Below are 22,389 nucleotides of genomic sequence, written 5' to 3' on the forward strand. Positions count from 1 at the left end.
ACATCGCGTACCCTCTCGGACTCGTTGTTTTTGCAAGGAACCCCTGCGCATGGCCAGCTTCACGAAGTACCGCGTCGGCAGCAAGTTCAAGCTCGCCGCCATCGATTCCGCCGATACGGCTTTCATCGAAGGACACGAGGACAAGCAGCGCGAGCGGCTCGAAGCGCTGGCGGTCGAACTCGACGAGCTGCAGAACCTGCTGCATGCCGAGGGCCGGCGCAAGCTGCTGCTGGTGCTGCAAGGCATGGACACCAGCGGGAAGGACGGCACCATCCGCTGGGTGTTCTCGCGCACCTCGCCGCTCGGCGTGCGGGTGACGGCCTTCAAGGCACCGAGCGAGGAGGAACGCGCGCGCGACTTCCTCTGGCGCTGCCACACCGTGGTGCCGCGCAACGGCGAGATCATGGTCTGGAACCGCAGCCACTACGAGGACGTGCTGGTGCCGGTGGTCGAAGGCTGGATCGACAAGGCCGAGACCCGGCGCCGCCATGCGCAGATCAACGACTTCGAGCGCCTGCTCACCGAGACCGGCACCGTGATCGTCAAGTGCATGCTGCATATCAGCAAGGACGTGCAGCGCGAACGCCTGCAGGCGCGCATCGACGAACCCGACAAGCGCTGGAAGTTCAAGCTGGGCGACCTGGACGCGCGCAAGAAGTGGGACGACTACCAGCGTGTCTACGAACAGGCGCTGGCCGCCACCTCCAGCGTCCACGCGCCCTGGCACGTGATTCCGGCCGACAGCAAGCGCCACCGAAACCTGATGATCGCGCAGCTGCTTGTCAAGACCCTGCGCGAAATGAAGCTCAAGGCGCCGCCCGCCGACCCGGCCCTGGACGGGCTGATCGTCCAGTAGGGCCTGTCGACGGGCCCCGGCCGGCTTTTCTCCCCCAAATGGCGTATTGAAGGCCGGTGGGCCCGGTGGGAGACTTCGCGCTCGCTCGATTCCGGGCCATCACCAACCCCAAGGACAAAAGATGGACGTCTTGACCTATTCGGAGCTGCTCACGGGCCTTCTTGCGGCGCTGGGCACCGGCATGCTCCTCCTCACGGCAACCAGCAGGGCACCGAAGGCGCTGCACGACGAGATCGCGCACCGGGTCGAACAGTCGATCGCCTTGCTCGACGACTGCAAGGACGCACCCTCGCGTTGATGCAGCGCAGTCAAAGATCGGTCAGCTCGTCATTGATGGCGCGCGCGGTCTTCATGAGATCCGGAACCAGGCGGCGCAACACGTCCGCCAGCAGCCAACGCGGCGAAGGCACCGCGATGTTGACCGCGCCGACCGGCTCGCCCGCGCGGTTCACGAGCGGCGCCGCGATCGAGATGTCGCCTACAAAGGCTTCCTGGTCATTCAGCGCATATCCGAGTTCGCGCACTTTCGCGAGCGCTGCGCGCAACCCCAGCAGATCGGTCACGGTGCGCTTGGTCATCGGCGCTCGTCTGGCCGCCGCCAGCATCGCAAGCGCCGCCTCTTCATCGAGCTGCGCCAGGATCGCGCGGCCGGCCGCGCTGCAGAAGGCCGGCAGGCGCGAACCCACGTGCAGGTCGACGCTGACCGCATGCAGGCTCGGGAAGCGCGCGACATAGACGATCTCCTGGCCTTCCAGCTCCATCAGGTTCACGGTTTCGCCGGTTTTGCGGTTCAGCGCATCGAGATGCGGCGTCGCCTTGTCGCGCAGGCGGTCCGTGGCCAGCACCGTGTGGCCGAACTCGAGCATCCGCCCCGACAACGTGAAGGCCCGCGTGACCGGATGCTGGCGCAGGTAGCCAAGCGCGTGCAGCGTGTGCGTGATGCGCTGAACCGCGCTGCGGTCCATCTGCGCAATGGCCGACAGTTCCGTCAACGCCACCGCGCGCCCGGCGGCGTTGAGCGCCTCCAGCACCTGGAAGCACTTGGCGACTGAACCCATGAAGAGCGGGCTTTCGAGCCCGGCGCCGGCTTTACGCAGCTTGCGGGCGGCCGCTGCGGCGCTAGGTCTGACTGGTGACATGCTTGCCTCGAGATGGATCGCGCATTATTGCATTGCAATACCAAATATTGATAAACAATATGGCAGGTAATACAGTTCGCGATTCACGAACCTTCGATGCTGCGACGCTCCCTCCTGACCGCCTTCCTGCGCGCCCCCGCCCTGCCCGGCGCCGCTGCCGATACCGGACGTGCCGGTGCGTGAAACGCAGCTTGCCGTTGCGGTCGTCGGTGCGGGCGTCGTCGGCAGCTGCATTGCGCTCGCACTGCAGAAGCGCGACGCCGCGGTCACGCTGATCGATCGCGACGAGCCCGGGCGCGGCTGCAGCTACGGCAACTCGGGCGCCATCAGCCCGGGCTCGGTGGCGCCGCTCGCGATGCCGGGGATTCTGTCCTCGGTGCCCGGCATGCTGCTGGACGAGGAAAGCCCGCTGCATCTTCCGCTGCGCTACCTGCCGACGGCGCTGCCCTGGCTGCTGCGCTTCGTCGCCTCCGCGCAGCCCTCGCGCGTCGCGCTCTCGGCCGCCAAGCTCGCCGCGCTGCACGCGGGCGCCGTCGACCGCCACGCCCAGCTGGCGCGCGAGCTGGGCGTGCCCGAGCTGTTCGTGCGCCGCGGACATCTGCATCTCTATCCCGACGCGCGGGCACTGGCCAAGGACGCCGGCGGTTGGCGCATGCGCAGGTACTACGGCTACCAGTTCCAGCAGCTCGACCGCGCCGGCATCCTGGCGCTGGAACCGCACGTGGGCGAGCGCTACCGGTTCGGCGTCTTCGTGGCCGACCACGCGACCATCGTCAATCCCTTCCGCTACGTGCAGGCAATGGTGCGCGGCTTCGCCAGGCGCGGCGGCCAACAGCGGCGCGACGAGGTGCAGGCAATGACGCCGCTGGCCGACGGGCGCTGGCAGCTGCGCACCGCCGCCGAAGCCGATGCCGCGGCCAACACCTTCGATCGGGTCGTGGTGGCGGCAGGCGCATGGGCGCGCCGGCTGCTGGACCCGCTCGGCGTGCACCTCGCGCTCGAGAGCCAGCGCGGCTACCACGTGCAGTTCGACGGCGGGCGCGACACCGTCTCGCGCACCGTGGTCCTGGCCGACCGCAAGATCTTCGTCACGCCGATGGAAGATGGCCTGCGCGTGGGCGGCACGGTGGAGTTCGGCGGCCTCACGAGCCCGCCCGAACCGCGCCGCGCCGCGATCCTCGAGCGCATCGCGCGCGAGACCTTCGGCGGGCTCGAGGCGCTGTCGTCGACCCAGTGGATGGGCCACCGGCCCTGCATGCCCGATTCGGTGCCGGTCATCGGCCCCGCCGCCGGCCGGCCGGGCCTGTGGCTCGCCGTCGGCCACGGGCACCTCGGCCTCACGGATTCCATCAACACCGCGCAGCGCATCGCCGACGGCATGCTCGCCGCGCAGAAGGCAAGCTGAACCTCCCCCATGGTTGACACGCAAACCTACTCAACGTAACCTACCAATCGTATATTCAAGTTACTTGAGGATCTCCACGTGCACGCACTCATCGTTGTCGCTCATCCCGATCCCCGGTCTCTCACCCATAGCGTCGCTGCGTGCGTGGCGCAGGGGCTCACAGCGACCGCTCCAGCCAGTTCCTTCGAGATTGCAGACCTCGCAGCCGAGGGTTTCGACCCTCGATTCGGCCCGGCCGATCAGGCCGTGCATCGAGCGCAATCGCCGCCTCCGGCCGACGTTGCCGCCGAGCAGGCGCGTATCGATCGTGCGAATGCCATCGTTCTGGTCTACCCGGTGTATTGGTGGTCGATGCCCGCGCTCCTCAAGGGCTGGATCGATCGCGTGTTTGCCAACGGCTGGGCATTCGATTTCAGTCATGACGCCAAGCTGGCGAAGAAACTGGGTCACCTGCAGGTCCATCTTGTCGGCGTTGGCGGCGCCGACGCCGCAACCTATGCCCGGCACGGCTACGCCGATGCCATGAAGACGCAGATCGACCATGGCATCTTCGACTACTGCGGTGCCTGTGTGGTCACTTCCGAACTCCTGCTGGAGGCCGAGACGCGAGAGCCGACCTTTCAACTCGACGCCGCGAGGTCCATCGGCCGGCGGATCCGCATCGAATGGGACAGATGCCCGCGCGAGAAGAACGAGATCGGGGCAGCCGAGGTGTTCTGAAAGATCGGCGATGGCGCCGATCAATCCAGCTTGAGGTTTGCCGCTCTGATGACGCGCGCCCACTTGTCGATTTCTGTCTTCTGGAAAGCCGCCAGCTCGGCGGGCGTCATGCCTCCGGGCTCGATGCCCTGCTCCACCAGCTTGGACTTCACCTCCGGGTCGTTCACCACCTTGATCAACTCGGCGGAGAGTTTGTCGACGATGGCCTTCGGCACGCCGGCCGGCGCAAAAACCGCCTGCCACGACACCACGCTGAAGCCGGGCATGGTTTCGGCCATGGCCGGAATCTCGGGCAGCTGCGCTGCGCGCTTCTCGGACGTCACCGCCAAGGCGCGCAGCTTGCCTGCCTTGATCTGCGGCAGGGCGGGAGCCAGGTTCTCGAAGATGAGTTCGGGTCCCTGGCCGGACAGCAGGCCATTCAGGGATTCGGCGCTGCTCTTGTACGGCACGTGCACCATCTTGCCGCCACTCGTTTGCTCGAAAAACACGCCGGAGAGATGCTGCGAAGTGCCATTGCCTGAAGAGGCGTAGCTGACCGTACCGGGCTTGCTTCGGATCGCCGTGATCACGTCCTGCACGGTCTTGAACTGGCTGTCGGCGCGCACCACCAGCACGTTCGGCATGGAGCCGATCATGGTGATCGGCTGGAAGTTCTTGATCGGGTCGTAGGGCAGCTTCGAATAGAGACTCACGTTGATCGCGTGCGAACTGATGGTGCCGCCCTGGATGGTGTACCCATCCGGCGCCGCCTTCGCCGTGTAGTCCGTTCCCATTCCTCCGCCTGCGCCCGGCTTGTTCTCGATGACGAAGGTGGTGCCCAGCGACGGCCCTGCCTTGCTCGTGACCAGGCGCGCCAGAATGTCGGTGGTCCCTCCTGCTCCAAAGGGCACGACGTAGGTGATGGGTTTGCTGGGCCACTTGTCCTGCGCGGCGAAGGACATCGCGGCAGAAGCGGCGGCAGCGATGGCCGCGCACAGCATGATTCGACGTTGCATGAGGGTCTCCTGTGTCGTTCGGAAGAAGCTTCGCAGTTCCCAGCTGCATCTGCTCCTCGCGGAAATCCCGATGGCGCTGTCTCGCCGTCCCTGCATGAAGGTGAGAATCCACGGCATGCACCAAGACCACTGCCCGTCGCCGCGTTTCCCCCGCCTTGTCTCGACAGCGCTCGCGATCGCGCTGCTGGGAGCCTGCGCTTCCGCGCCATCTACGGCACCATCGCAGCCATCCACCGCGAGCGTTCCCGCGGCCGCGGGCGAAGCGGCGCTCCCGCAGAGGTTCGCACAGTGGGTCGCGGATTTCCGCGCCGCTGCGCGTGCCGCGGGCATCGGCGAGGCAACGCTGCGCAGCGCATTCGACAACGTCCAATATCTTCCGCGCGTCATCGAACTGGATCGTGCGCAGCCCGAAGTCACGCGCTCGGTCTGGGACTACCTCGACAGCACCGTGACGGCTCAACGCGTCGCCGCCGGCCAGGACAAGCTGCTGCAGCTTCGCAACCAAGCCGAAGCAGCGGCCGCGCGCTACGGCGTCCCGCCGAGCATCGTGGTCGCCATCTGGGGCATGGAAAGCAACTACGGCAGCAACTACGGCAGCACCCCGACGATCGACGCGCTGGCGACGCTGGGCTTCGAGGGACGCCGAGAGGACTGGGCGCGCGGTGAGTTGCTCGCGGCGCTGAAGATTCTCGACAACGGCGACATCGCGCGCGAACGCATGGTCGGCTCCTGGGCCGGCGCCATGGGCCAGACCCAGTTCCTGCCGTCGAGCTTCGTGGCGTATGCGGTGGATGCCGATGGCGATGGCCGGCGCGACATCTGGGGCAGCATGGCCGATGTGATGGCCTCGACCGCGAACTTCCTGTCGCGCTCGGGATGGCAGGCGGACAAGCCTTGGGGCGTCGAGGTCCGGTTGCCGGCCGGCTTCGACTACGGCCGCGCCGACACGGCCGTGCGCCAGTCCACCGCTCAATGGGCCGCCGAGGGGCTGCGTACCGTTGACGGTCAGCCGCTGCCGGAGATTGCCGACGGCACGATCCTGCTGCCCGCGGGAGCCCGCGGGCCGGCCTTCCTGGTCGGATCGAACTTCCGCGCCATCCTGCGCTACAACAACTCGACCAGCTATGCGCTCGCAGTCGGCCTTCTGGCGCAGCGCCTCGCAGGCGGCCCGGGCGTGCAGGCGCCCTGGCCGCGGGATCTGGCCGCGCTCACGCGCAGCCAGCTGCTCGAGCTGCAGACCGCCCTCAATCAGCGCGGCTTTGCCAGCGGAACGCCCGACGGCGTGATGGGCCCGGCCACCCGCGAAGGGCTGCGCCGCTATCAACGCAGCGTTGGCTTGCCGGCGGATGGCTTTCCGAGCGCAGAGCTGCTTCAGCGCCTGCAGGAACCTTAGCCGGAGGTCAGCGCTGCGCGGCGCGTCACGCGCGTCACGCGCGTCACGTCATCTTCGCTACATGGCGGTGTCACAGCCGCTGCCTAGGCTCGGTACGCCTAGAACGAAGGACGCCCGCCATGACCACCCGTCGCAAGTTTCTCCAAAGCACCACCGGCACCGGCATCGCCGCCGCCACGCTGGCCGCCTTTCCGCCCAGCATCCGCCGTGCGCTCGCCATCCCGGCCCACCACGAGACCGGCACCATCAAGGACGTCAAGCACGTAGTGCTCCTGATGCAGGAGAACCGCTCCTTCGACAGCTATTTCGGCACCTTCAAGGGCGTGCGCGGCTTCGGCGACCGCTTTGCCATCCCGGCGCCCAATGGCAAGAACATCTTCCATCAGACCCATACCAAGACGACGCCGCCGACCACCTACCTTCCCTACCGTCTCGACGAGACCAAAGGCAATGCGCAGCGCGCCGGCAGCACGCCGCACGCCTGGTCCGATTCGCAGGCGGCATGGGATCACGGTCGCATGTACAAGTGGCCGGACGCCAAGAATCCGCTGTCGATGGGCTACTACGACACGGCCGAAGTCCCGTTCCAGCGCGCGCTGGCCGATGCCTTCACGCTGTGCGACCACTACCACTGCGGGATGCACACGGGCACCATCGCGAACCGGCTGTTCTACTGGAGCGGAACCAATGGCCCGAACGGCATCAGCCCGCTCGACGGCAGCAAGGTCCAGGTTGCGGCCCTGAACAACCAGTTCAACGGCGGCAACGACATCGGCCCGTCCACCCAGGGTTGGACCTGGACCACCTATGCCGACCGGCTGGAGAAGGCCGGCGTGCGCTGGAAGGTCTACCAGAGCCTGATCGACAACTTCGGCTGCAACGAGATGATGGGCTTCCGCCACTGGCGCGCCGCGATCGAGCAGATGCCGCCGGCTCGCCGTCCGGTCTATGTCCCGGCCACGGACATCACGCAGCCGGTCACCGCCGCGGGTCCGTTCTATGACCCGGTCGCAGACGACGCGCTCAGCCCCCTCGCCAAGGGCTTCGCCAACACGATGCCGCAAGGCTTCCTGGAAACCTTCCGCGAGGACATCCGCAACGGCACATTGCCCGCGGTGTCCTGGATCATTTCGCCATCCGCCTACAGCGAACACCCCGGGCCGTCGAGCCCGGCGAAGGGCGGCTGGTATGTGCAGGAAGTGCTGGACGCGCTGACCGCCAACCCCGAGGTCTGGAGCAAGACCGTGCTCTTGATCAACTTCGACGAGAACGACGGCTTCTTCGACCACCTGCCGTCGCCGGCAGCGCCCTCGCGCAATCCCGACGGCTCGCTGGCCGGCGGCTGCACGCTGGCGGACGCCGACGTGGCCGTCGAGTATCACAACTACACGCCGGCGACGCCGAACCAGCCCGCGATCGACGGCCGGCCCTACGGCCCCGGTCCGCGCGTGCCGATGTGGGTGGTCTCGCCCTGGAGCCGCGGTGGCTGGGTCAACTCGCAGGTCTGCGACCATACCTCGACGCTGCTGTTCCTGGAGAAGTGCTTCGGCGTGGCGGAGCCCCAGATCAGCAAATACCGCCGCCTCGTCTGCAGCGACCTCACCAGCGCCTTCAACTTCGAGCGTCCCAACGACGAGCCTCTGCCCACCCTGGCCGGGCGCAAGACCAAGGACCAGGCCGATGCGCTGACCATCGCCCAACAGGCGCTGCCGAAGATCACCCCGCCGACCGACTCCAGCCTGCCGGCGCAGGCGACCGGCGTGCGTCCCTCGCGCGCCCTGCCCTACGAGCTGCACACCAGCGCGCGCAGCGACTCGCGCAACGGGCGCATCCAGCTGCTGTTCGCCAACGGGGGACGCGCCGCCGCCGTGTTCCACGTCTACGACAAGCTTCACCTGTCGGACCGCCTGCCGCGCCGCTACGTGGTCGAGCCCGGCAAGCAGTTCGACGACTACTGGGCCGCCATGACCGACAACGCCGGCCTCTACGACCTGTGGGTGCTCGGCCCCAACGGCTACCACCGCCACTTCAAGGGCGACCTGAACCGGCTGCGTGCCGAGGGGGCGCCGGCTCCCGAGATCCGCGTGGGCTACGACACGCGCCGCGGCGACATCCACCTGCAGTTGCGCAACGACGGCCGGCGCGATTGCCGCGTCACCGTGCACGCCAACAAGGTCTACGCGCGCCCGGAGGCCGACCAGGCGGGCGGCAAGGACCGTCATGACGACCGCCGCGGCAGCGATCACGACGACCATGGGGTCTACGGCAGCAATCCCGACGGCTCGTGGAGCATTCGGGTCAAGGGCGGCGGCGACACCAGCATGCGGTGGAGCCTGGACGCCAGCGGCCAGTGGTACGACTTCGTGGTGACCTGCGATGCCGACGCCGCCTTCTATCGGCGTTTCGCCGGCAGGGTGGAGACCGGCAGGCACTCGGTGAGCGATCCGGCGATGGGGCTGACAGACCGCTTCTGATCGCGTTCAGGCCTTTGCTCGACCGCCCGTGCGGGCCTGATCGCACAGCTTTCCGATCCGATCCCGGCTTTCCTGCGCGGCCGCAGCCTGGCGGGCGATCAAGTCGCGGACATCGGGGGGCAGATTCCGCTCCATCGCTTCCAGGCAGCGCAGCACGGCCGCCTCTTCGGCGCGCTCGCACTCTTCGAGGATCGACAACTCGCTGCTGGCGCCGATCGCCCCCTTAACATGCACCCACCCCCGGTGAATCGCCGCGCCGGTGGTGCCGCCCTCGGCCGGCAAGCCGCCGTGGCGCCGTATCAGTTGCGCCAGTTCGTCGCAGCCTTCGTGGTACTGCGAGGCGCGCTGATTGAGAGCTTGCCGGAGGCTCGATCCGGCAGGCTGCTCCTTCGCACAGGTTCGAAATCCGTATTCCCTGTCGCGCGCGTTCTCGAGCAGATCATTCAGCACCTCGACCGTCTCTTCGTCGCAGCACATGGCGGTCTGATTCGCCTGTGCGGCGACTGATCCGTCAGCGAGGACGGGAAGATCGTTGCTGTTGGCCATGCTTGTCTCCCTGGAGCTGTTCGATGCAAGGTCGATGAGGATCATGGTTAGGGCGGCGGCCGTCGTTCGCGTCGTCCGCTCACGAAGACGCCTGTAAGCGCAGGCCGAATCCCACAGCGGGCATCTTCCGGCAGCCTTGCCCTACCGCGAACAGCGCCTCTTTCTCACCTGCCGCCGAAGCGGCCCTGCTACGGTGACCAGCACCCAAACCACCGAATGGAGACTGACATGAAGAACATCATCCTTTGGCTCTGCGGGGTCCCTATTGGCGTCATCATCCTGTTGAAGGTATTCGGAGTCTTTTGAAGGCTCCGCGGAGCGCAGCCAGACCTCCACCCGTTCGGCTTGTCGTTGCGACGCTGGATACCTAATATGACCTGAGCCCGGCGAGGGGCTGGGCATGGGGAGCAATCATGACCAGGTACTTGGCCGTAGTGGTGTTCTTCCTCTCAGGCTTCGGGCTGACCGGTCTCACGCAGGCGCAACTTGCGCCCACGCCTCCAGCCATCCTGAGCCCGCCGGGCACCCAGGTGCCGGTCCCCAGACGGGCCAACGCGTCAGCGCGACAGGTCCAGGATTTCCTGAAGGCCAACCCGGAACTTCAAACAGGGATCAAGTTGCCCGACGGTGCAACGGTCAAGGCTCTACGCGCCATTCCTGGCGGCGTGCGCTACCACGTGGAAGGTGGATCCCAGGCCGAGGTGGTCATCGTCGATGTGAAGGGGCCGCCTCAGGTCCTGGCAAGAAGCTTTTTGGAGACAACCTGGGAGGGCGTGAAGAAGGCCGTTGCTGCCACCAATGAAATTCTCGGTGCGATCCCAGGGGGCAGCAGCACTCAAAGAGGATGCACGAATGTCAACGTCGACGGCGCGGGGAAGGTGGTCATCGTCAGCACGGGGCAGGACAGCAAGCGGATGTGCGACGGCGTCGAATAGGACGTGGGCGGGCCACAGCCGGATGCAAAAAAGCCCAAGAGGCTTGATTCTCTTGGGCTCTTTTCAACTCGATGGATATTCATCGAATCATTTTTGGCGGAACCGGAGGGATTCGAACCCTCGATGAGGCTCTACACCCCATACTCCCTTAGCAGGGGAGCACCTTCGGCCACTCGGTCACAGTTCCTGGAAGCCGCAATTATGCCAGCTTAGGCGGCCGGTTGATCGAGATCGAAGGCCTTGTGCAGCGCGCGCACCGCGAGCTCCATGTACTTCTCGTCGATCACGACCGAGGTCTTGATCTCGCTGGTCGAGATCATCTGGATGTTGATGCCCTCCTCGCTCAGCACGCGGAACATGTTGCTCGCCACGCCGACGTGGCTGCGCATGCCGATGCCGACGATGCTGACCTTGCAGATCTTGGTGTCGCCGACGATGTCCGCCGCGCCCAGCGTGGGCAGCACCTTGGCCTTGAGCAGGTCGACCGCCTTCGCGTAGTCGTTGCGGTGCACCGTGAAGCTGAAGTCGGTGCGCCCGTCCTTGCTCAGGTTCTGGATGATGACGTCGACCTCGATGTTCGCGTCGGCGATGGCGCCGAGGATGTGGTACGCGATGCCGGGCTTGTCGGGCACGCCGAGCACGGAGATCTTGGCTTCGTCGCGATTGAAAGCGATGCCGGATACGACGGCTTGTTCCATGTTTTCGTCTTCCTCGAATGTGATCAGGGTGCCGGAGCGGGCTTCTTCCTTGATGTCGATGTCCCACGGCGTGAAGCTCGACAGCACGCGCAGCGGTACCTTGTACTTGCCGGCGAATTCGACCGAGCGGATCTGCAGCACCTTGGAGCCGAGGCTCGCCATCTCGAGCATCTCTTCGAAGCTGACGGTGGTCAGCCGGCGCGCATCGGGTTCGACGCGCGGGTCGGTCGTGTAGACGCCGTCGACATCGGTGTAGATGAGGCACTCGTGCGCCTTCATCGCCGCCGCGATCGCGACCGCCGAGGTGTCGCTGCCGCCGCGCCCCAGCGTGGTGATGTTGCCCGCGTCGTCGACGCCCTGGAAGCCGGTGACCACAACGACCTTGCCGGCGTCGAGGTCGGCGCGCACGCGCTCGTCGTCGATGCTTTCGATGCGGGCCTTGGTGAAGGCGCTGTCGGTCCTGACCTGAACCTGCCAGCCGGCATAGCTGACCGCCTCCATGCCCTCGGCCTGCAGCGCGATCGCCAGCAGCGCCGAAGAGGCCTGCTCGCCGGTGGAAGCCAGCATGTCGAGCTCGCGGTTGTGGTCGTCGCCGGGTTTGGGCGGGGCCAGCTCTTTGGCGAGGCCGAGCAGGCGGTTGGTTTCGCCGCTCATCGCGCTTGGCACCACCACCATCTGGTGGCCGGCGCGCGCCCACTTGGCGACGCGCTTGGCGACATTCCGGATGCGCTCGGTCGAGCCCATCGACGTGCCGCCGTATTTGTGAACGATCAATGCCATGGGTGAAGTCAGGACAGAAGGATTCGGATGCCGCAACGGCGGCATCCGTGTTCCGCCGGGCGCCATTCAGCGCGAAGGCTGCGGGCTACGGCAGGGGACGGGCATTGTACCAACGCAGAAACTCGCCCTCGCGCAGGACGTAACCGTCGGCAACCTTGAGGCGGATACGGTGGCCGCGCGTGCTGCAGGCCTCGATCTGGTCGAGCAGCTGATCGATCTGGGCCTCGCTCGGCACCGCGCCGTGCTCGCGCTTGAGCCAATGCCGCAGCGCATTGGCAAGACGCTCGCGCGGCAGTGCACGCAATGCGGCGAGCGTCGGCGGCGAACCCGCGGCGGCGATGTCCTCTGCCGCGATCTCGGCCAAGAGGCCCGAGGCCCTGGCCGCGTTGCGCGCCGAGCGCGCGAAAGTTTCGCGGAACTGCGGCAAGGCGGCCGCGAGCGCCGGCAGCACCTGAAGGCGTATGCGGTTGCGCGTGTAGCGCAGGTCGGCATTGCTGGGGTCGTCGATGTGCGCGGTGCCGCTGGCGGCGATCCACTCGCGCAGCGCGCTCGCATGCACTTCGAGCAGCGGGCGATGGAAGCAGACGCCGTGGCGCTCGATCCGGCGCGGCATGGCGGCCAATCCGTCGAGGCCGGCGCCGCGGCTGAGCGCGATGAGCATGGTCTCGACCTGGTCGTCGGCATGCTGGGCCAGCGCGACATGCTGCAGGCCATGAGCTTGGGCGAGCGCAGCCAGCGTTTGGTATCGCGCCCGGCGCGCTGCATCTTCGGGGCTCTCGCCGGGCGCGTGGCGGGCATCGACGCGGCCCACGTGCAGCGGCACGCCTAAGGCGCTGCACGTGGCGGCGCAATGGTCCTCGAAGTCGTCAGCGGCCTCTTGCAGGCCGTGATGCACGTGCAGCGCCTGGATCTGTCCGGGCCAGCGCTGCGCCGCGGCATGCAGCAGCGCGGTGGAGTCGGCACCGCCGCTGTAGGCGATGCCCAGCGGCAAGGGCGCTGCCCAGGACGCGAGCGCTGAGGCGGCGGGGTTCTCCATCGGGGGTGGCAGGCCGGCGACGGCCCGCGCGGGCTACTTGGCGCTCTCGGCCTTGGTGTCGGCGAAGCGGCCGTAGCTCTGCAAACGCTCGTAGCGGCGGTCGAGCAGTTCCTTCGGCTTCAGGTCGCTGACCTGGCGGAAGGCGTCGTTGAGCGCGCGCTTGAGGAAGGCGGCCATCTGCCGGTGGTCGCGGTGCGCACCGCCGACCGGTTCGTTGACGATCTTGTCGACCAGGCCCAGGGCCTTGAGCCGGTGTGCCGTGATGCCCAGCGCATCAGCCGCTTCCTGGGCCTTGTCGCTGGTCTTCCAGAGGATCGAGGCGCAGCCTTCGGGACTGATGACGGAGTAGACCGAGTACTGCAGCATCAGCACCTGGTCGCCGACCGAGATCGCCAGCGCACCGCCGGAACCGCCCTCGCCGATGATGGTGACGATGATCGGCACCTCGAGCTGTGCCATCTCGAAGATGTTGCGGCCGATGGCTTCGGACTGGCCGCGCTCCTCGGCGTCGATGCCGGGATAGGCGCCCGGCGTATCGACGAAGGTGAACACCGGCAGCTTGAATTTCTCGGCGGTCTTCATGAGCCGCAGCGCCTTGCGATAGCCCTCGGGCTTGCTCATGCCGAAGTTGCGCGCCGTGCGCTCCTTGGTATCGCGGCCTTTCTGGTGGCCCAGCACCATGCAGGGCGTGCCGTTGAAGCGCGCCAGGCCGCCGACGATGGAAAGGTCATCCGCGAAATGGCGGTCGCCATGCAGCTCGACGAAGTCGGTAAAGATCTCGCCCACGTAGTCGAGCGTGTAGGGCCGTTCCGGATGGCGCGCGATCTTGGTGATCTGCCAGGGCGTCAGGTCGCTGTAGATTTCCTTGGTGAGCTGCAGGCTCTTCTTGCCGAGCTGATCGATCTCTTCCGAAATGTCGACCGCCGATTCGGTCTGTACATAGCGCAGTTCTTCGATCTTGGATTCGAGCTCCGCGACGGGCTGCTCGAAGTCGAGGAAGGTTCGTTTCGCCAACGTCTTCTCCTGTTGTCAGTATGCGACCGGTAGCGGGTCGAGCGATCGCCAAATATACCAAGTCGCGACGCTGCAGAACGGCGCCCAGGCCACCGCGACCTCGCGGGCATCGCTGCGGCTCACCGGGTCGCCCGAAAAGTAGCTCTGACTGATGCCGTTGATCAGCCCGGCGTCGTCCAGCGGCAGCACGTTGGGCCGCATCAGGTGGAAGATCAGGAACATCTCGGCGGTCCAGCGGCCGATGCCGCGGATCGCGATCAACTCGGCGACGATCATTTCGTCGGACATGTCTTCCCACGCGTCGACGTGCACGATGCCGGAATCGAAATGCAGGGCCAGGTCGACCAGGTACTCGATCTTGCGCGCCGACAGGCCGGCGGCACGCATGTCGTCGACCTTGAGTTTCAGCACGTTGGCGGGCGTCACCCTGCGCGGCAGCTTGGCGAAGCGATCCCAGACGGACTGAGCCGCCTTCACCGAGATCTGCTGGCCGACGATGCTGCGCGCCAGCGTGGTGAAGGCGTCGCCGCGCGACTCCAGGCAGGCGTCGCCGAACTGCGGGATCAGCCGCTTCATGACGCGGTCCTTCTTGGCCAAGTGCTTGCAGGCTTCTTCCCAGTAGTCGGGCGTGAAGACTTCGATGGTCGGTTTCTTGGCGGCAGGCATTTTTTCTTCTCGGCCCCTTACTTCGACACGGTCCATGTCGTGCCGGTCGGCGAATCCTTCAGCACGATGCCCCGGGCGAGCAGATCGTTGCGGATGCGGTCGGCCTGCGCGAAGTTCTTCGCCGCCTTGGCTTCGGCGCGCTGGGCGATCAGGACCTGGATCGAGGCATCGTCGAGCGTGCTGCCGGCCTGCAGGAACTGCTGCGGATCGGCCTGCAGCAGGCCGATGCAGCCGCCCAGCGCCTTCAGCAGCCCGGCGGCCTCGGCCGAGCGCGTGCGGTTCACCTCGCCGGCCAGGTCGAAAAGAACGGCCACCGCTTCGGGTGTGCCGAAGTCCTCGTCCATCGCCGACTTGAAGCGTGCGGCATAGGGCTCGCGCCAGTCGATCGCGACCGCGGCCGGCGCCACCAGGTGCAGCGCCGTATAGAGCCGCTTGAGCGAGGCGCGCGCATCGTCGAGATGCACGTCGCTGTAGTTGAGCGGGCTGCGGTAGTGCGCACGCACGACGAAGAAGCGCACGGTCTCGGCGTCGTACTGCCTGAGCACGTCGCGGATCAGGAAGAAGTTGCCCAGGCTCTTGGACATCTTCTCGTCGTCGATGTTGATGAAGCCGTTGTGCATCCAGGTGCGAGCCAGGGGCTTGCCGCTCGCGCCTTCGCTCTGCGCGATTTCGTTCTCGTGATGCGGGAACTGCAGGTCCATGCCGCCGCCGTGGATATCGACGGTCTCGCCGAGCAATTGGCAGGCCATGGCCGAGCACTCGATGTGCCAGCCGGGACGGCCGGCGCCGTAGTCGCTGGGCCACTTGACCTCGTCGGGCTCGGCGGGCTTCGCGCTCTTCCACAGCACGGGGTCGAGCGGGTCTTCCTTGCCATCCAGCACGGCCACGCGCTCGCCGGCGTGGAGCTCGTCCAGCGTCTTGCCGGAGAGCTTGCCGTAGCCCGGGAACTTGCGTACCGCGTAGTTGACGTCGCCATTGGTCGAGCGATAGGCCAGGCCCTTTTTCTCGAGGATGGCGATCATCGACAGCATCTGCGGAATGAACTCGGTCGCGCGCGGCTCGTGCGTCGGCCGCTCGATGCCCAGGGCATCGGCATCCTCGTGCAGCGCGTCGATCATGCGGTCGGTGAGCGCGCGAATGCTTTCGCCGTTCTCCACCGCGCGGCGGATGATCTTGTCGTCGATGTCGGTGATGTTGCGCACATAGTCGACCTCGAATCCTGACAGTTTCAGCCAACGCTGCACCACGTCGAAAGCGATCATCGAGCGCGCATGGCCCAAGTGGCAGTAGTCGTAGACCGTCATTCCGCACACGTACATGCGCACCCGGCCGGGTTGCAAAGGAGAAAATTCCTCCAGCTCACGCGAGAGCGTGTTGTAGATGCGAAGACTCATGAGGCTCGAAACGCGTCGCTCCGCGCCCATGCGATACGGGCGAGCGACAGGGGTTTTTCAGGGGTGTGGATGCTGTGGCGACGAGGGGTTGAACGCGGCCCCTCGGCTACAATCCACCCCAGTATAAACGGCCGCCGCCGGATATTTTCCGGGTGTTTTCGAGGCCCGCGTCTCTCCCATCTCTCGAGGCTTCATGAAGCACGCCGCTCTCCCCTTTTCCATGATTTCGCGCATTCTCTCGGCCCTCCTGTTGGTGCTCGCCGCCGGTGCGGCGCAAGCCGACGACTATGCCGATGTCAACGCATTGCTGCGTCAGGGCAAGTCCCAAGAAGCGCTGGCAAAAGCCGACGCCTACATCGCAGGCAAGCCGCGCGATCCGCAAATGCGCTTCCTGCGCGGCGTCATCCTCACCGAGCAGGGCAAGCAGGCCGACGCGACCGCGGTCTTCACGCAGCTCACGCAGGACTTCCCCGAACTGCCCGAGCCCTACAACAATCTCGCGGCGCTCTACGCCGCCCAAAGCCAGTTCGACAAGGCGCGCGCCGCGCTCGAAATGGCGATCAAGCTCAATCCGAGCTACGCCACCGCACACGAAAATCTGGGCGACGTCTATGCCCGCCTCGCCGGCCAGTCCTACGGCCGCGCGCAACAGCTCGAAGCCGGCAACGCCACCGTGGCGCCGAAGCTCGCGCTGATCCGCCAGCTCTTCACGACGCCGACCTCCGGCGCACTGCCGCCCGCGACGAGCGTCATCCGCAAGCCCGTTCGCCAATGAGCACCCGCTGCCTGCCGCGAGAGCGGCACGGGGCAGCGCTCTTCCTTCGAAAGCGAGTCTTCTCTTGAACATGCACGTCCTTTCACGCCGTACGGCACTGGTCCTGGCCGCGATGCTGGCCATTGCGAGCCCCAGCTGGGCGCAGAGCCCGCCACGCGTCAAGCTCGGCACCTCGGCTGGCGACATCGTGATCGAACTCGCGCCGGACAAGGCGCCCAAGACGGTCGAGAACTTCCTGCAGTACGTCAAGGACAAGCACTACGACGGCACGGTATTCCATCGCGTGATCGACGGCTTCATGATCCAGGGCGGCGGCTTCACGGCCGACCTGCAGCAGAAAGCCACGCGCGCCCCAATCCCGCTCGAGGCGGGCAACGGCCTCAAGAACGACAAGTACACGATCGCGATGGCGCGCACCGGCAACCCCAACTCCGCCACCTCGCAGTTCTTCATCAACGTGAAGGACAACGCGATGCTCAACGCACCCAACCCCGACGGCTACGGTTACACCGTGTTCGGCAAGGTGGTGGCGGGCACCGAGGTGGTCGACAAAATCCGCGCCGCGCGCACGGGCAACAAGAACGGCATGCAGGACGTGCCGGTCGAAACCATCACCATCCAGTCCGCCACCGTGGCGAAATAAGCAAAGGAGCACCTCATGAGCAATCCCCAAGTCGAACTGCACATCAAGGACCAGGGCGTGATCACGCTCGAACTCGACCAGGACAAGGCGCCGAAGACGGTCGAGAACTTCCTCGCCTACGTGACCAAGGGCCACTACGACAACACCGTGTTCCACCGTGTCATCCCCGGCTTCATGGTGCAGGGCGGCGGCTTCGAGCCGGGCATGACGCAGAAGCCGACCGGCGCCGAGATTCAGAACGAGGCCAACAACGGCCTCAAGAACGACAACTACACCGTCGCCATGGCCCGCACCAGCGCACCGCATTCGGCCACGGCCCAGTTCTTCATCAACGTGGCCGACAACGGCTTCCTGAACCACACCGCGCCGTCGGCGCAGGGCTGGGGCTATGCGGTGTTCGGCAAGGTCGTGGGCGGCAAGGAAGTCGTCGACAAGATCAAGGCCGTGAAGACCGGCCGCAAGGGCTTCCACGACGACGTGCCGCTGGAAGACGTGGTGATCGAGAAGGCCGTCGTCAAAGACTGATCCATCGATGACGGCTTTCGCCGAGCTCGTGGCCCCTGCGGCGTGGCACACGGTCGACCTCCTCTCCGACCTCCACCTGCAGGCCTCGGACGCGGCCACCTTCGACGCCTGGCGCGGCTATCTGCAAACCACGCCGGCCGATGCGATCTTCATCCTCGGCGACCTGTTCGAGGTCTGGGTCGGCGACGATGCGGCGACCGAACCCGGCTTCGAAGCGCAATGCGGCGAGCTGCTGCGCACGGCGGCCGAACAGCGGCCGGTTTTCTTCATGCACGGCAACCGCGACTTCCTGGTGGGTGCCGCGTTCGCGGCGCAATGCAGGCTGACGCTGCTCGACGATCCGACCGTGCTGGTCCTGCATGACAAGCGCTGGCTGCTGAGCCACGGCGACCTTCTCTGCCTGGAAGACGCCGAGTACCTGCAATTCCGAGCCCAGGTGCGAACGCCGGCATGGCAGAGTGCTTTTCTCGCGCGTCCGCTTGCCGAGCGCCGCGCGCTTGCCCGCTCGATGCGCACGCAGAGCGAAGACCGCAAGCGCAGCCCCGGGATGGTCTGGGCCGACGTCGATGCGGATGCCGCGCGCGCATGGCTCGCGCAGGCAGGCGCGGCGACGCTGATCCATGGCCACACGCACAAGCCCGCGACGCACGCCCTCGGCGACGGCCTCGAGCGCATCGTGCTGAGCGACTGGGACCTGACAGCCCATCCGGCGCGCGCCCAATTGCTCTGTCTTTCGAGCGCCGGCGCGCAGCGCGTCGACCTGCGCTGATGTTCGGCTGGCTGCGCGGCCTGCGCGCCCCGCCCCCGATTCCCGAGCCTGCCTGGCAGGCCACGCTGACGCGCTATCCCTTCCTCGCCGAGCGGCCGGCGGCCGACCTGGAGCGCCTGCGCCGCCTCGCGGCGGAATTCCTGCGCGACAAGGAATTCCATGGAGCGCACGGTTTCGTCATCACCGACGAGGTCGCGCTCGCAGTGGCGGCGCAGGCTGTGCTGCCGGTACTGCACCTGAGGGGCGGCCTCGCCTGGTACGACGATTTCGTCGGCATCGTGGTGCATCCCTCCGAAGCCGTGGCGCGCCGCAAGACGACCGACGAGACCGGCGTGGTGCACGAATACGAGGAGGTGCTGGCCGGCGAGGCCATGGACCGCGGCCCGGTGATGCTGAGCTGGCAGGACGTGCTCGCGAGCAGCATCACGCGCGACGCGGGCTACAACGTCGTGATCCACGAGTTCGCCCACAAGATCGACATGCGCGGCGGAGCTGCCGATGGTTGCCCGCCGCTGCCGGCCGGCTTCGCCGGCACCTCGTCGGCGCGCGATGCACGCGCCGCCTGGTTCGCGGTGCTGCAGCCGGCCTACGACGCCTTCCGCGAAAAAACCATCGCGGCCGAGCGCTTCGGCGGCGAGCTGCCGTGGCTTGATGCCTACGCCGCCGAATCGCCGGGCGAGTTCTTTGCCGTCGCCTGCGAGGCCTACTTCGTGAACCGCACGCAACTGGCCGCAGAGTTCGCCGAACTGGCGGCCCTGTTCGACGAATTCTTCGGCAAGCGCTAGGGCCCGTTAGCGCTATTTGCGCAGCAGGGCCTTGAGCGCGTTCTGCAGCCGGCGCGCCGATGCCGCATCGTGCGCAGCGGCCAGCACCTTGCCGGCATCCTGCCCCCAGGTCTGGGCCGGTGCCGGATCGCCGCGCTTGGTCAGCAGTTTCAGCTGCAGTGCACGGCGTGCGTCGAGCTGCTCGGCCGGCGTCGGCACTTCGGCCGCCATCTCGAGACGCAGTAAGGCCTCGGCCGCATCGACGGCCGCGGCCGTCGGGCCTGCGGACAGAGCCTGCGACCACTGCCCGCGCACCGCCGGCGTGACTGCACGGCCCAGTTCCTGGGCGCTGGGCAGCTTCGACGCATCGCGCTGCTCCCAGGCGCCGAGCACCTGCGTGAGCGCCTCGCCGTGCGCCTGGGCCGCGAGCTTGCGCAGCGACAGCTCGGCGCGTTCGAGCGCTTCGCGCTGCGCGCGGAAGGCAGCGTCGCCGAGGCGCGGACCGCGATCCTCGAAGCGCGGCGGACGGTCGCCGAAGCGGCCTGCGCCGGACGGCGCACCGCGATCGCCGGCGCGTGGCGCGCGGTCATTGGGACGGCCGCCTGGCGCGCCGCGGCTGTCGCGGCGATCGCCGAACTTGCCGCCGCGTCCGGTTGGCGCGGCCTCGGCCTTCTTGTTGCCGGGACGGTCGTCGCCGCGCACGGCGATCACCGGCTTCGGCGCCGGCTTGGGCGGCGCAGCGGGTGCCGGGCTGGCTTCGGCCTCGGCAGCATCGGTGCGCGCCGACGGGCCCGCACTGTCGGCCGGCGCCACCAGATCGGGTGCCGATGCCGCGGATTCGGCCGGCGCCGCGGGCGAAGCCTCGGCATCGCCGGGCGCGGGGGCCTGTTCGGCGCTCTCGCTGAACTCGGCAGCGGCCTGGCCCGGCGCCACCACCTCGGTGGCACCCACCGCGGGACCGTCGGCGGCCGCGGCCTGCGGCTTGGCGGCGGGTGCAGGCGCTTCGCCGCGCAGCGCGGCTTCGAGCTGCGCGACGGCGGCGCGGATCTTCTGCGCATCGCCAGTGCTGTTGGCGGCATCCAGCGCCTTCGAGGCGTTGAGCACGTTGCGGTCGTGCTCGCTCACGGCGGCGGCCGCCTTTTCGCGCTCGGCGCTCTTGCGATTGAAGGCCTCGTCGATCGGCGCCCGGAAGGCGTCCCACAGCTTCTGCTCCTGTCGGCGATCCAGCGGCACGGTCTGGGCCTCGGCCTGCCAGCGCTGCTGCAGCGCCTTGACCGCATCGATGCGCAGCATCGGCGCGGCGCCGAGTTCGGCGGCCTCGGCAATCATCGCCTGGCGTCGCTCGATGCTGGCCTTCTGCTGTGCTTCGAAGGGCGCGCGCGCGGCGCCGAAGGCCTCGTTCCATTGCGGCTGCAGTTCGGCGAACACCTTCTCGCCGACGTGGCCGGCATCGCGCCAGCGATCGGCGAACTGGTGCAGCGCGCGGTTGTGCGCCTTGAGGTCGGACGCATCCGCGTGCTCCGCGGCCCAGGCCTTCACTTCCTCGATCAGCGCCAGGCGCTGGGCGCGATGCTCGGCCGCGTCGGCGCGCACCTTCTCGAGCCAGGCCTCGACCACCTTGTGGGCTTCGTTGCAGGCCTCGTCGAAGCGCTTCCAGAGCGCATGATTGGGCACGCCGCCCTGGTCGGCCTGTTTCCACTGCTCGCGCAGCGTGCGCAAGGTTTCCTGCATCTTGCGGCCGCCCAAGGCCTGGCCTTCGGGGCGCTTGAGCAGGGCTTCGGCCTTGGCCACCAGTTCTTCGCGCACCTTGTCGGCGCTCCAGCGCTGCCAGCCTTCGAGTTCGCCGGCGGCGACCAGGGCTGCATGCACGCGGGCTTCGAGCGGCGGTTCGACCAGCTTGCCGTGCTCCTTGAGCACCGCGCGCAGCGCGGCAGCAGCGCCGGCGCTGGCCTTGCCGTGTCCTTCGGCAGTTTCCTTTTCGAGCTTGGCGAGCGCGGCCTCCACGGCGGCCTGGGCGGTGGCGCGCTTTTCGGGATCGACCTTCGGCACGGGCGGCTTCGGCGCCGCAGGCGCAGCCGCCTCGGCCACGCCGCCGCGCGCCACGCGCAGCTCGTCGGCCCACACGGGCACGGGCGGCAGCGGCGCAGCCGCATCCTCGGCCGCGGCGATGGTCTGCGCCAGCGCCTGGTGGAAAGCATCGGACACCACCAGCAGCTGAGCCTTGGAGGATTCCAGCTGGGGCGCGAACTTGGCGTCGAGGCTGTTCCAGTTGCCGTCGGCCGTGATCTCCGCGGCCTGCTGCTGCCAGTGCGCGACGTCGGCGCGCAAGGCTTCTTCGGCGGCCTGCGCGTCGCGCCAGCTCTTGGTCGACAGCACTTCGAAGCGCTGCGCCAGCAGCACGGCGGCCTCGCGGTGAACCTGCGCGCGATGCTGCAGGTCCTCGATGCCCTTCACGCGCTCGGCCAGGCGGGCCTTGAAGCCGGCCAGCGGCTCGCGCGACAGCGGCGCGCCCGCCTTGGCCGCGTCGCGCTGCCATGCCAGCGCGTCGGCGATGTTGAGCTTGGGCTGAGCCAGCAGCGCCTCGGCCTTTTGCGCCCATTCGGCGGCGATGGCTTCCTGGCCCTTGGCGCGCTTGAGTTCGTCGAGCTTCTCGCGCAGCAGGCGCGCGGCGCCCTTGTCGCGGCCGCTCAATTCCTTGAACACCTCCTGCATCTGCTCGGGCGCCGGATTGCCCGCGAGCCAGTCGCGCACGCGCTGGGCACGCTCACCCGAGGTCGGTGCAGTGAAGGCGCCGCCGGTCATCGTGTCGAGGGACTGGAGGTCGTTGGGCTTGGTGGAAGTTGAAGTCACTGCGCGAATGTC

Annotated in this window: 21 protein-coding genes and 1 tRNA gene; 12 read left to right on the forward strand and 10 right to left on the reverse strand. The window is 67.4% G+C overall.

Going from position 1 to position 22,389, the window contains the following annotated elements; all coding sequences use genetic code 11:
• Positions 1 to 49: 49 nt before the first annotated feature.
• Both AC3A6B_RS13570 and AC3A6B_RS13575 read left to right on the forward strand, forming a co-directional pair.
• The gene (locus AC3A6B_RS13570; protein WP_487837211.1) at positions 50 to 856 is read left to right on the forward strand and encodes a PPK2 family polyphosphate kinase; all 807 of its coding nucleotides are present in this window, start codon (positions 50 to 52) and stop codon (positions 854 to 856) included.
• Between the two features lie 121 nt (positions 857 to 977).
• On the forward strand, positions 978 to 1,154 hold the full coding sequence (locus AC3A6B_RS13575) for a hypothetical protein (protein ID WP_214700226.1): 177 nt from the start codon (positions 978 to 980) through the stop codon (positions 1,152 to 1,154).
• A gap of 10 nt (positions 1,155 to 1,164) precedes the next feature.
• Here the strand turns inward: AC3A6B_RS13575 and AC3A6B_RS13580 are convergent, their stop codons facing one another.
• Positions 1,165 to 1,995: an IclR family transcriptional regulator gene (locus AC3A6B_RS13580; RefSeq protein WP_487837212.1), complete on the reverse strand. Its 831-nt coding sequence runs from the start codon at positions 1,993 to 1,995 to the stop codon at positions 1,165 to 1,167.
• A gap of 175 nt (positions 1,996 to 2,170) precedes the next feature.
• On the opposite strand from AC3A6B_RS13580, the gene AC3A6B_RS13585 reads away from it, so the two are divergent.
• Together AC3A6B_RS13585 and AC3A6B_RS13590 are read left to right on the forward strand one after the other, a co-directional pair.
• Positions 2,171 to 3,400, forward strand: coding sequence for an NAD(P)/FAD-dependent oxidoreductase (locus AC3A6B_RS13585; RefSeq protein WP_487837213.1), 1,230 nt, complete (start codon positions 2,171 to 2,173; stop codon positions 3,398 to 3,400).
• Between the two features lie 78 nt (positions 3,401 to 3,478).
• Positions 3,479 to 4,120, forward strand: coding sequence for an NAD(P)H-dependent oxidoreductase (locus AC3A6B_RS13590; RefSeq protein WP_487837214.1), 642 nt, complete (start codon positions 3,479 to 3,481; stop codon positions 4,118 to 4,120).
• Between the two features lie 20 nt (positions 4,121 to 4,140).
• Here AC3A6B_RS13590 and AC3A6B_RS13595 read toward each other — a convergent pair whose 3' ends face one another.
• Positions 4,141 to 5,115: a Bug family tripartite tricarboxylate transporter substrate binding protein gene (locus AC3A6B_RS13595; RefSeq protein ID WP_487837215.1), complete on the reverse strand. Its 975-nt coding sequence runs from the start codon at positions 5,113 to 5,115 to the stop codon at positions 4,141 to 4,143.
• A gap of 115 nt (positions 5,116 to 5,230) precedes the next feature.
• Here AC3A6B_RS13595 and AC3A6B_RS13600 point away from each other — a divergent pair, with 115 nt between their 5' ends.
• The gene (locus tag AC3A6B_RS13600) at positions 5,231 to 6,508 is read left to right on the forward strand and encodes a lytic murein transglycosylase (RefSeq protein ID WP_487837216.1); all 1,278 of its coding nucleotides are present in this window, start codon (positions 5,231 to 5,233) and stop codon (positions 6,506 to 6,508) included.
• Between the two features lie 119 nt (positions 6,509 to 6,627).
• Positions 6,628 to 8,982 (forward strand): phosphocholine-specific phospholipase C, encoded by a 2,355-nt coding sequence (locus AC3A6B_RS13605; RefSeq protein WP_487837217.1) that lies wholly within the window; start codon positions 6,628 to 6,630, stop codon positions 8,980 to 8,982.
• A 6-nt stretch (positions 8,983 to 8,988) separates the two neighbouring features.
• On the opposite strand, the gene AC3A6B_RS13610 is transcribed toward AC3A6B_RS13605, so the two are convergent.
• A complete protein-coding gene (locus tag AC3A6B_RS13610) occupies positions 8,989 to 9,528 on the reverse strand; it encodes a PA2169 family four-helix-bundle protein (RefSeq protein WP_487837218.1) in 540 nt (179 codons plus the stop codon).
• A 413-nt stretch (positions 9,529 to 9,941) separates the two neighbouring features.
• Here AC3A6B_RS13610 and AC3A6B_RS13615 point away from each other — a divergent pair, with 413 nt between their 5' ends.
• Positions 9,942 to 10,463 (forward strand): hypothetical protein, encoded by a 522-nt coding sequence (locus tag AC3A6B_RS13615; RefSeq protein ID WP_487837219.1) that lies wholly within the window; start codon positions 9,942 to 9,944, stop codon positions 10,461 to 10,463.
• Between the two features lie 94 nt (positions 10,464 to 10,557).
• On the opposite strand, the gene AC3A6B_RS13620 is transcribed toward AC3A6B_RS13615, so the two are convergent.
• The 6 genes from AC3A6B_RS13620 to cysS all read right to left on the reverse strand — a co-directional run bounded on the left by AC3A6B_RS13620 (position 10,558) and on the right by cysS (position 16,051).
• A tRNA-Ser gene (locus tag AC3A6B_RS13620) sits at positions 10,558 to 10,650 on the reverse strand.
• Positions 10,651 to 10,672: 22 nt separating this feature from the next.
• Positions 10,673 to 11,941: an aspartate kinase gene (locus AC3A6B_RS13625; protein ID WP_487837220.1), complete on the reverse strand. Its 1,269-nt coding sequence runs from the start codon at positions 11,939 to 11,941 to the stop codon at positions 10,673 to 10,675.
• Between the two features lie 85 nt (positions 11,942 to 12,026).
• Positions 12,027 to 12,977 (reverse strand): tRNA lysidine(34) synthetase TilS, encoded by a 951-nt coding sequence (tilS, locus tag AC3A6B_RS13630; RefSeq protein ID WP_487837221.1) that lies wholly within the window; start codon positions 12,975 to 12,977, stop codon positions 12,027 to 12,029.
• A gap of 33 nt (positions 12,978 to 13,010) precedes the next feature.
• Positions 13,011 to 13,991, reverse strand: a complete 981-nt coding sequence (locus tag AC3A6B_RS13635; protein WP_487837222.1) for an acetyl-CoA carboxylase carboxyltransferase subunit alpha — start codon at positions 13,989 to 13,991, stop codon at positions 13,011 to 13,013.
• A 15-nt stretch (positions 13,992 to 14,006) separates the two neighbouring features.
• Positions 14,007 to 14,657, reverse strand: a complete 651-nt coding sequence (locus tag AC3A6B_RS13640) for a DNA-3-methyladenine glycosylase family protein (RefSeq protein ID WP_487837223.1) — start codon at positions 14,655 to 14,657, stop codon at positions 14,007 to 14,009.
• Between the two features lie 17 nt (positions 14,658 to 14,674).
• On the reverse strand, positions 14,675 to 16,051 hold the full coding sequence (gene cysS / locus AC3A6B_RS13645) for a cysteine--tRNA ligase (protein ID WP_487837224.1): 1,377 nt from the start codon (positions 16,049 to 16,051) through the stop codon (positions 14,675 to 14,677).
• A gap of 193 nt (positions 16,052 to 16,244) precedes the next feature.
• On the opposite strand from cysS, the gene AC3A6B_RS13650 reads away from it, so the two are divergent.
• The 5 genes from AC3A6B_RS13650 (at position 16,245) to AC3A6B_RS13670 (ending at position 19,548) form a co-directional block, all read left to right on the forward strand.
• Positions 16,245 to 16,826, forward strand: coding sequence for a tetratricopeptide repeat protein (locus AC3A6B_RS13650; protein ID WP_487837225.1), 582 nt, complete (start codon positions 16,245 to 16,247; stop codon positions 16,824 to 16,826).
• Positions 16,827 to 16,896: 70 nt separating this feature from the next.
• On the forward strand, positions 16,897 to 17,469 hold the full coding sequence (locus AC3A6B_RS13655; protein ID WP_487837226.1) for a peptidylprolyl isomerase: 573 nt from the start codon (positions 16,897 to 16,899) through the stop codon (positions 17,467 to 17,469).
• Positions 17,470 to 17,484: 15 nt separating this feature from the next.
• The gene (locus AC3A6B_RS13660; RefSeq protein ID WP_093109134.1) at positions 17,485 to 17,994 is read left to right on the forward strand and encodes a peptidylprolyl isomerase; all 510 of its coding nucleotides are present in this window, start codon (positions 17,485 to 17,487) and stop codon (positions 17,992 to 17,994) included.
• 7 nt (positions 17,995 to 18,001) lie between these two features.
• Positions 18,002 to 18,763 carry a UDP-2,3-diacylglucosamine diphosphatase gene (locus tag AC3A6B_RS13665; protein ID WP_487837227.1) on the forward strand — a complete coding sequence of 254 codons (762 nt, stop codon included), beginning with the start codon at positions 18,002 to 18,004 and terminating at the stop codon, positions 18,761 to 18,763.
• Positions 18,763 to 19,548, forward strand: a complete 786-nt coding sequence (locus tag AC3A6B_RS13670) for a M90 family metallopeptidase (RefSeq protein WP_487837228.1) — start codon at positions 18,763 to 18,765, stop codon at positions 19,546 to 19,548. Before AC3A6B_RS13665 ends, AC3A6B_RS13670 begins: the two co-directional genes overlap by 1 nt.
• Before the next feature lie 12 nt (positions 19,549 to 19,560).
• On the opposite strand, the gene AC3A6B_RS13675 is transcribed toward AC3A6B_RS13670, so the two are convergent.
• Positions 19,561 to 22,377 (reverse strand): DUF349 domain-containing protein, encoded by a 2,817-nt coding sequence (locus AC3A6B_RS13675; protein WP_487837229.1) that lies wholly within the window; start codon positions 22,375 to 22,377, stop codon positions 19,561 to 19,563.
• Positions 22,378 to 22,389: the final 12 nt, after the last annotated feature.

It is taken from the genome of Variovorax sp. Soil_C_33, from assembly GCF_057656935.1.

Bases quoted from the DNA above. Each gene is read 5' to 3' on its own strand.
- AC3A6B_RS13570 (WP_487837211.1), top strand. From the start codon at position 50: ATGGCCAGCTTCACGAAGTACCGCGTCGGCAGCAAGTTCAAGCTCGCC.
- AC3A6B_RS13575 (WP_214700226.1), top strand. From the start codon at position 978: ATGGACGTCTTGACCTATTCGGAGCTGCTCACGGGCCTTCTTGCGGCG.
- AC3A6B_RS13580 (WP_487837212.1), bottom strand. From the start codon at position 1,995: ATGTCACCAGTCAGACCTAGCGCCGCAGCGGCCGCCCGCAAGCTGCGT.
- AC3A6B_RS13595 (WP_487837215.1), bottom strand. From the start codon at position 5,115: ATGCAACGTCGAATCATGCTGTGCGCGGCCATCGCTGCCGCCGCTTCT.
- AC3A6B_RS13600 (WP_487837216.1), top strand. From the start codon at position 5,231: ATGCACCAAGACCACTGCCCGTCGCCGCGTTTCCCCCGCCTTGTCTCG.
- AC3A6B_RS13605 (WP_487837217.1), top strand. From the start codon at position 6,628: ATGACCACCCGTCGCAAGTTTCTCCAAAGCACCACCGGCACCGGCATC.
- AC3A6B_RS13610 (WP_487837218.1), bottom strand. From the start codon at position 9,528: ATGGCCAACAGCAACGATCTTCCCGTCCTCGCTGACGGATCAGTCGCC.
- AC3A6B_RS13615 (WP_487837219.1), top strand. From the start codon at position 9,942: ATGACCAGGTACTTGGCCGTAGTGGTGTTCTTCCTCTCAGGCTTCGGG.
- AC3A6B_RS13625 (WP_487837220.1), bottom strand. From the start codon at position 11,941: ATGGCATTGATCGTTCACAAATACGGCGGCACGTCGATGGGCTCGACC.
- tilS (WP_487837221.1), bottom strand. From the start codon at position 12,977: ATGGAGAACCCCGCCGCCTCAGCGCTCGCGTCCTGGGCAGCGCCCTTG.
- AC3A6B_RS13640 (WP_487837223.1), bottom strand. From the start codon at position 14,657: ATGCCTGCCGCCAAGAAACCGACCATCGAAGTCTTCACGCCCGACTAC.
- cysS (WP_487837224.1), bottom strand. From the start codon at position 16,051: ATGAGTCTTCGCATCTACAACACGCTCTCGCGTGAGCTGGAGGAATTT.
- AC3A6B_RS13650 (WP_487837225.1), top strand. From the start codon at position 16,245: ATGAAGCACGCCGCTCTCCCCTTTTCCATGATTTCGCGCATTCTCTCG.
- AC3A6B_RS13655 (WP_487837226.1), top strand. From the start codon at position 16,897: ATGCACGTCCTTTCACGCCGTACGGCACTGGTCCTGGCCGCGATGCTG.
- AC3A6B_RS13660 (WP_093109134.1), top strand. From the start codon at position 17,485: ATGAGCAATCCCCAAGTCGAACTGCACATCAAGGACCAGGGCGTGATC.
- AC3A6B_RS13665 (WP_487837227.1), top strand. From the start codon at position 18,002: ATGACGGCTTTCGCCGAGCTCGTGGCCCCTGCGGCGTGGCACACGGTC.
- AC3A6B_RS13670 (WP_487837228.1), top strand. From the start codon at position 18,763: ATGTTCGGCTGGCTGCGCGGCCTGCGCGCCCCGCCCCCGATTCCCGAG.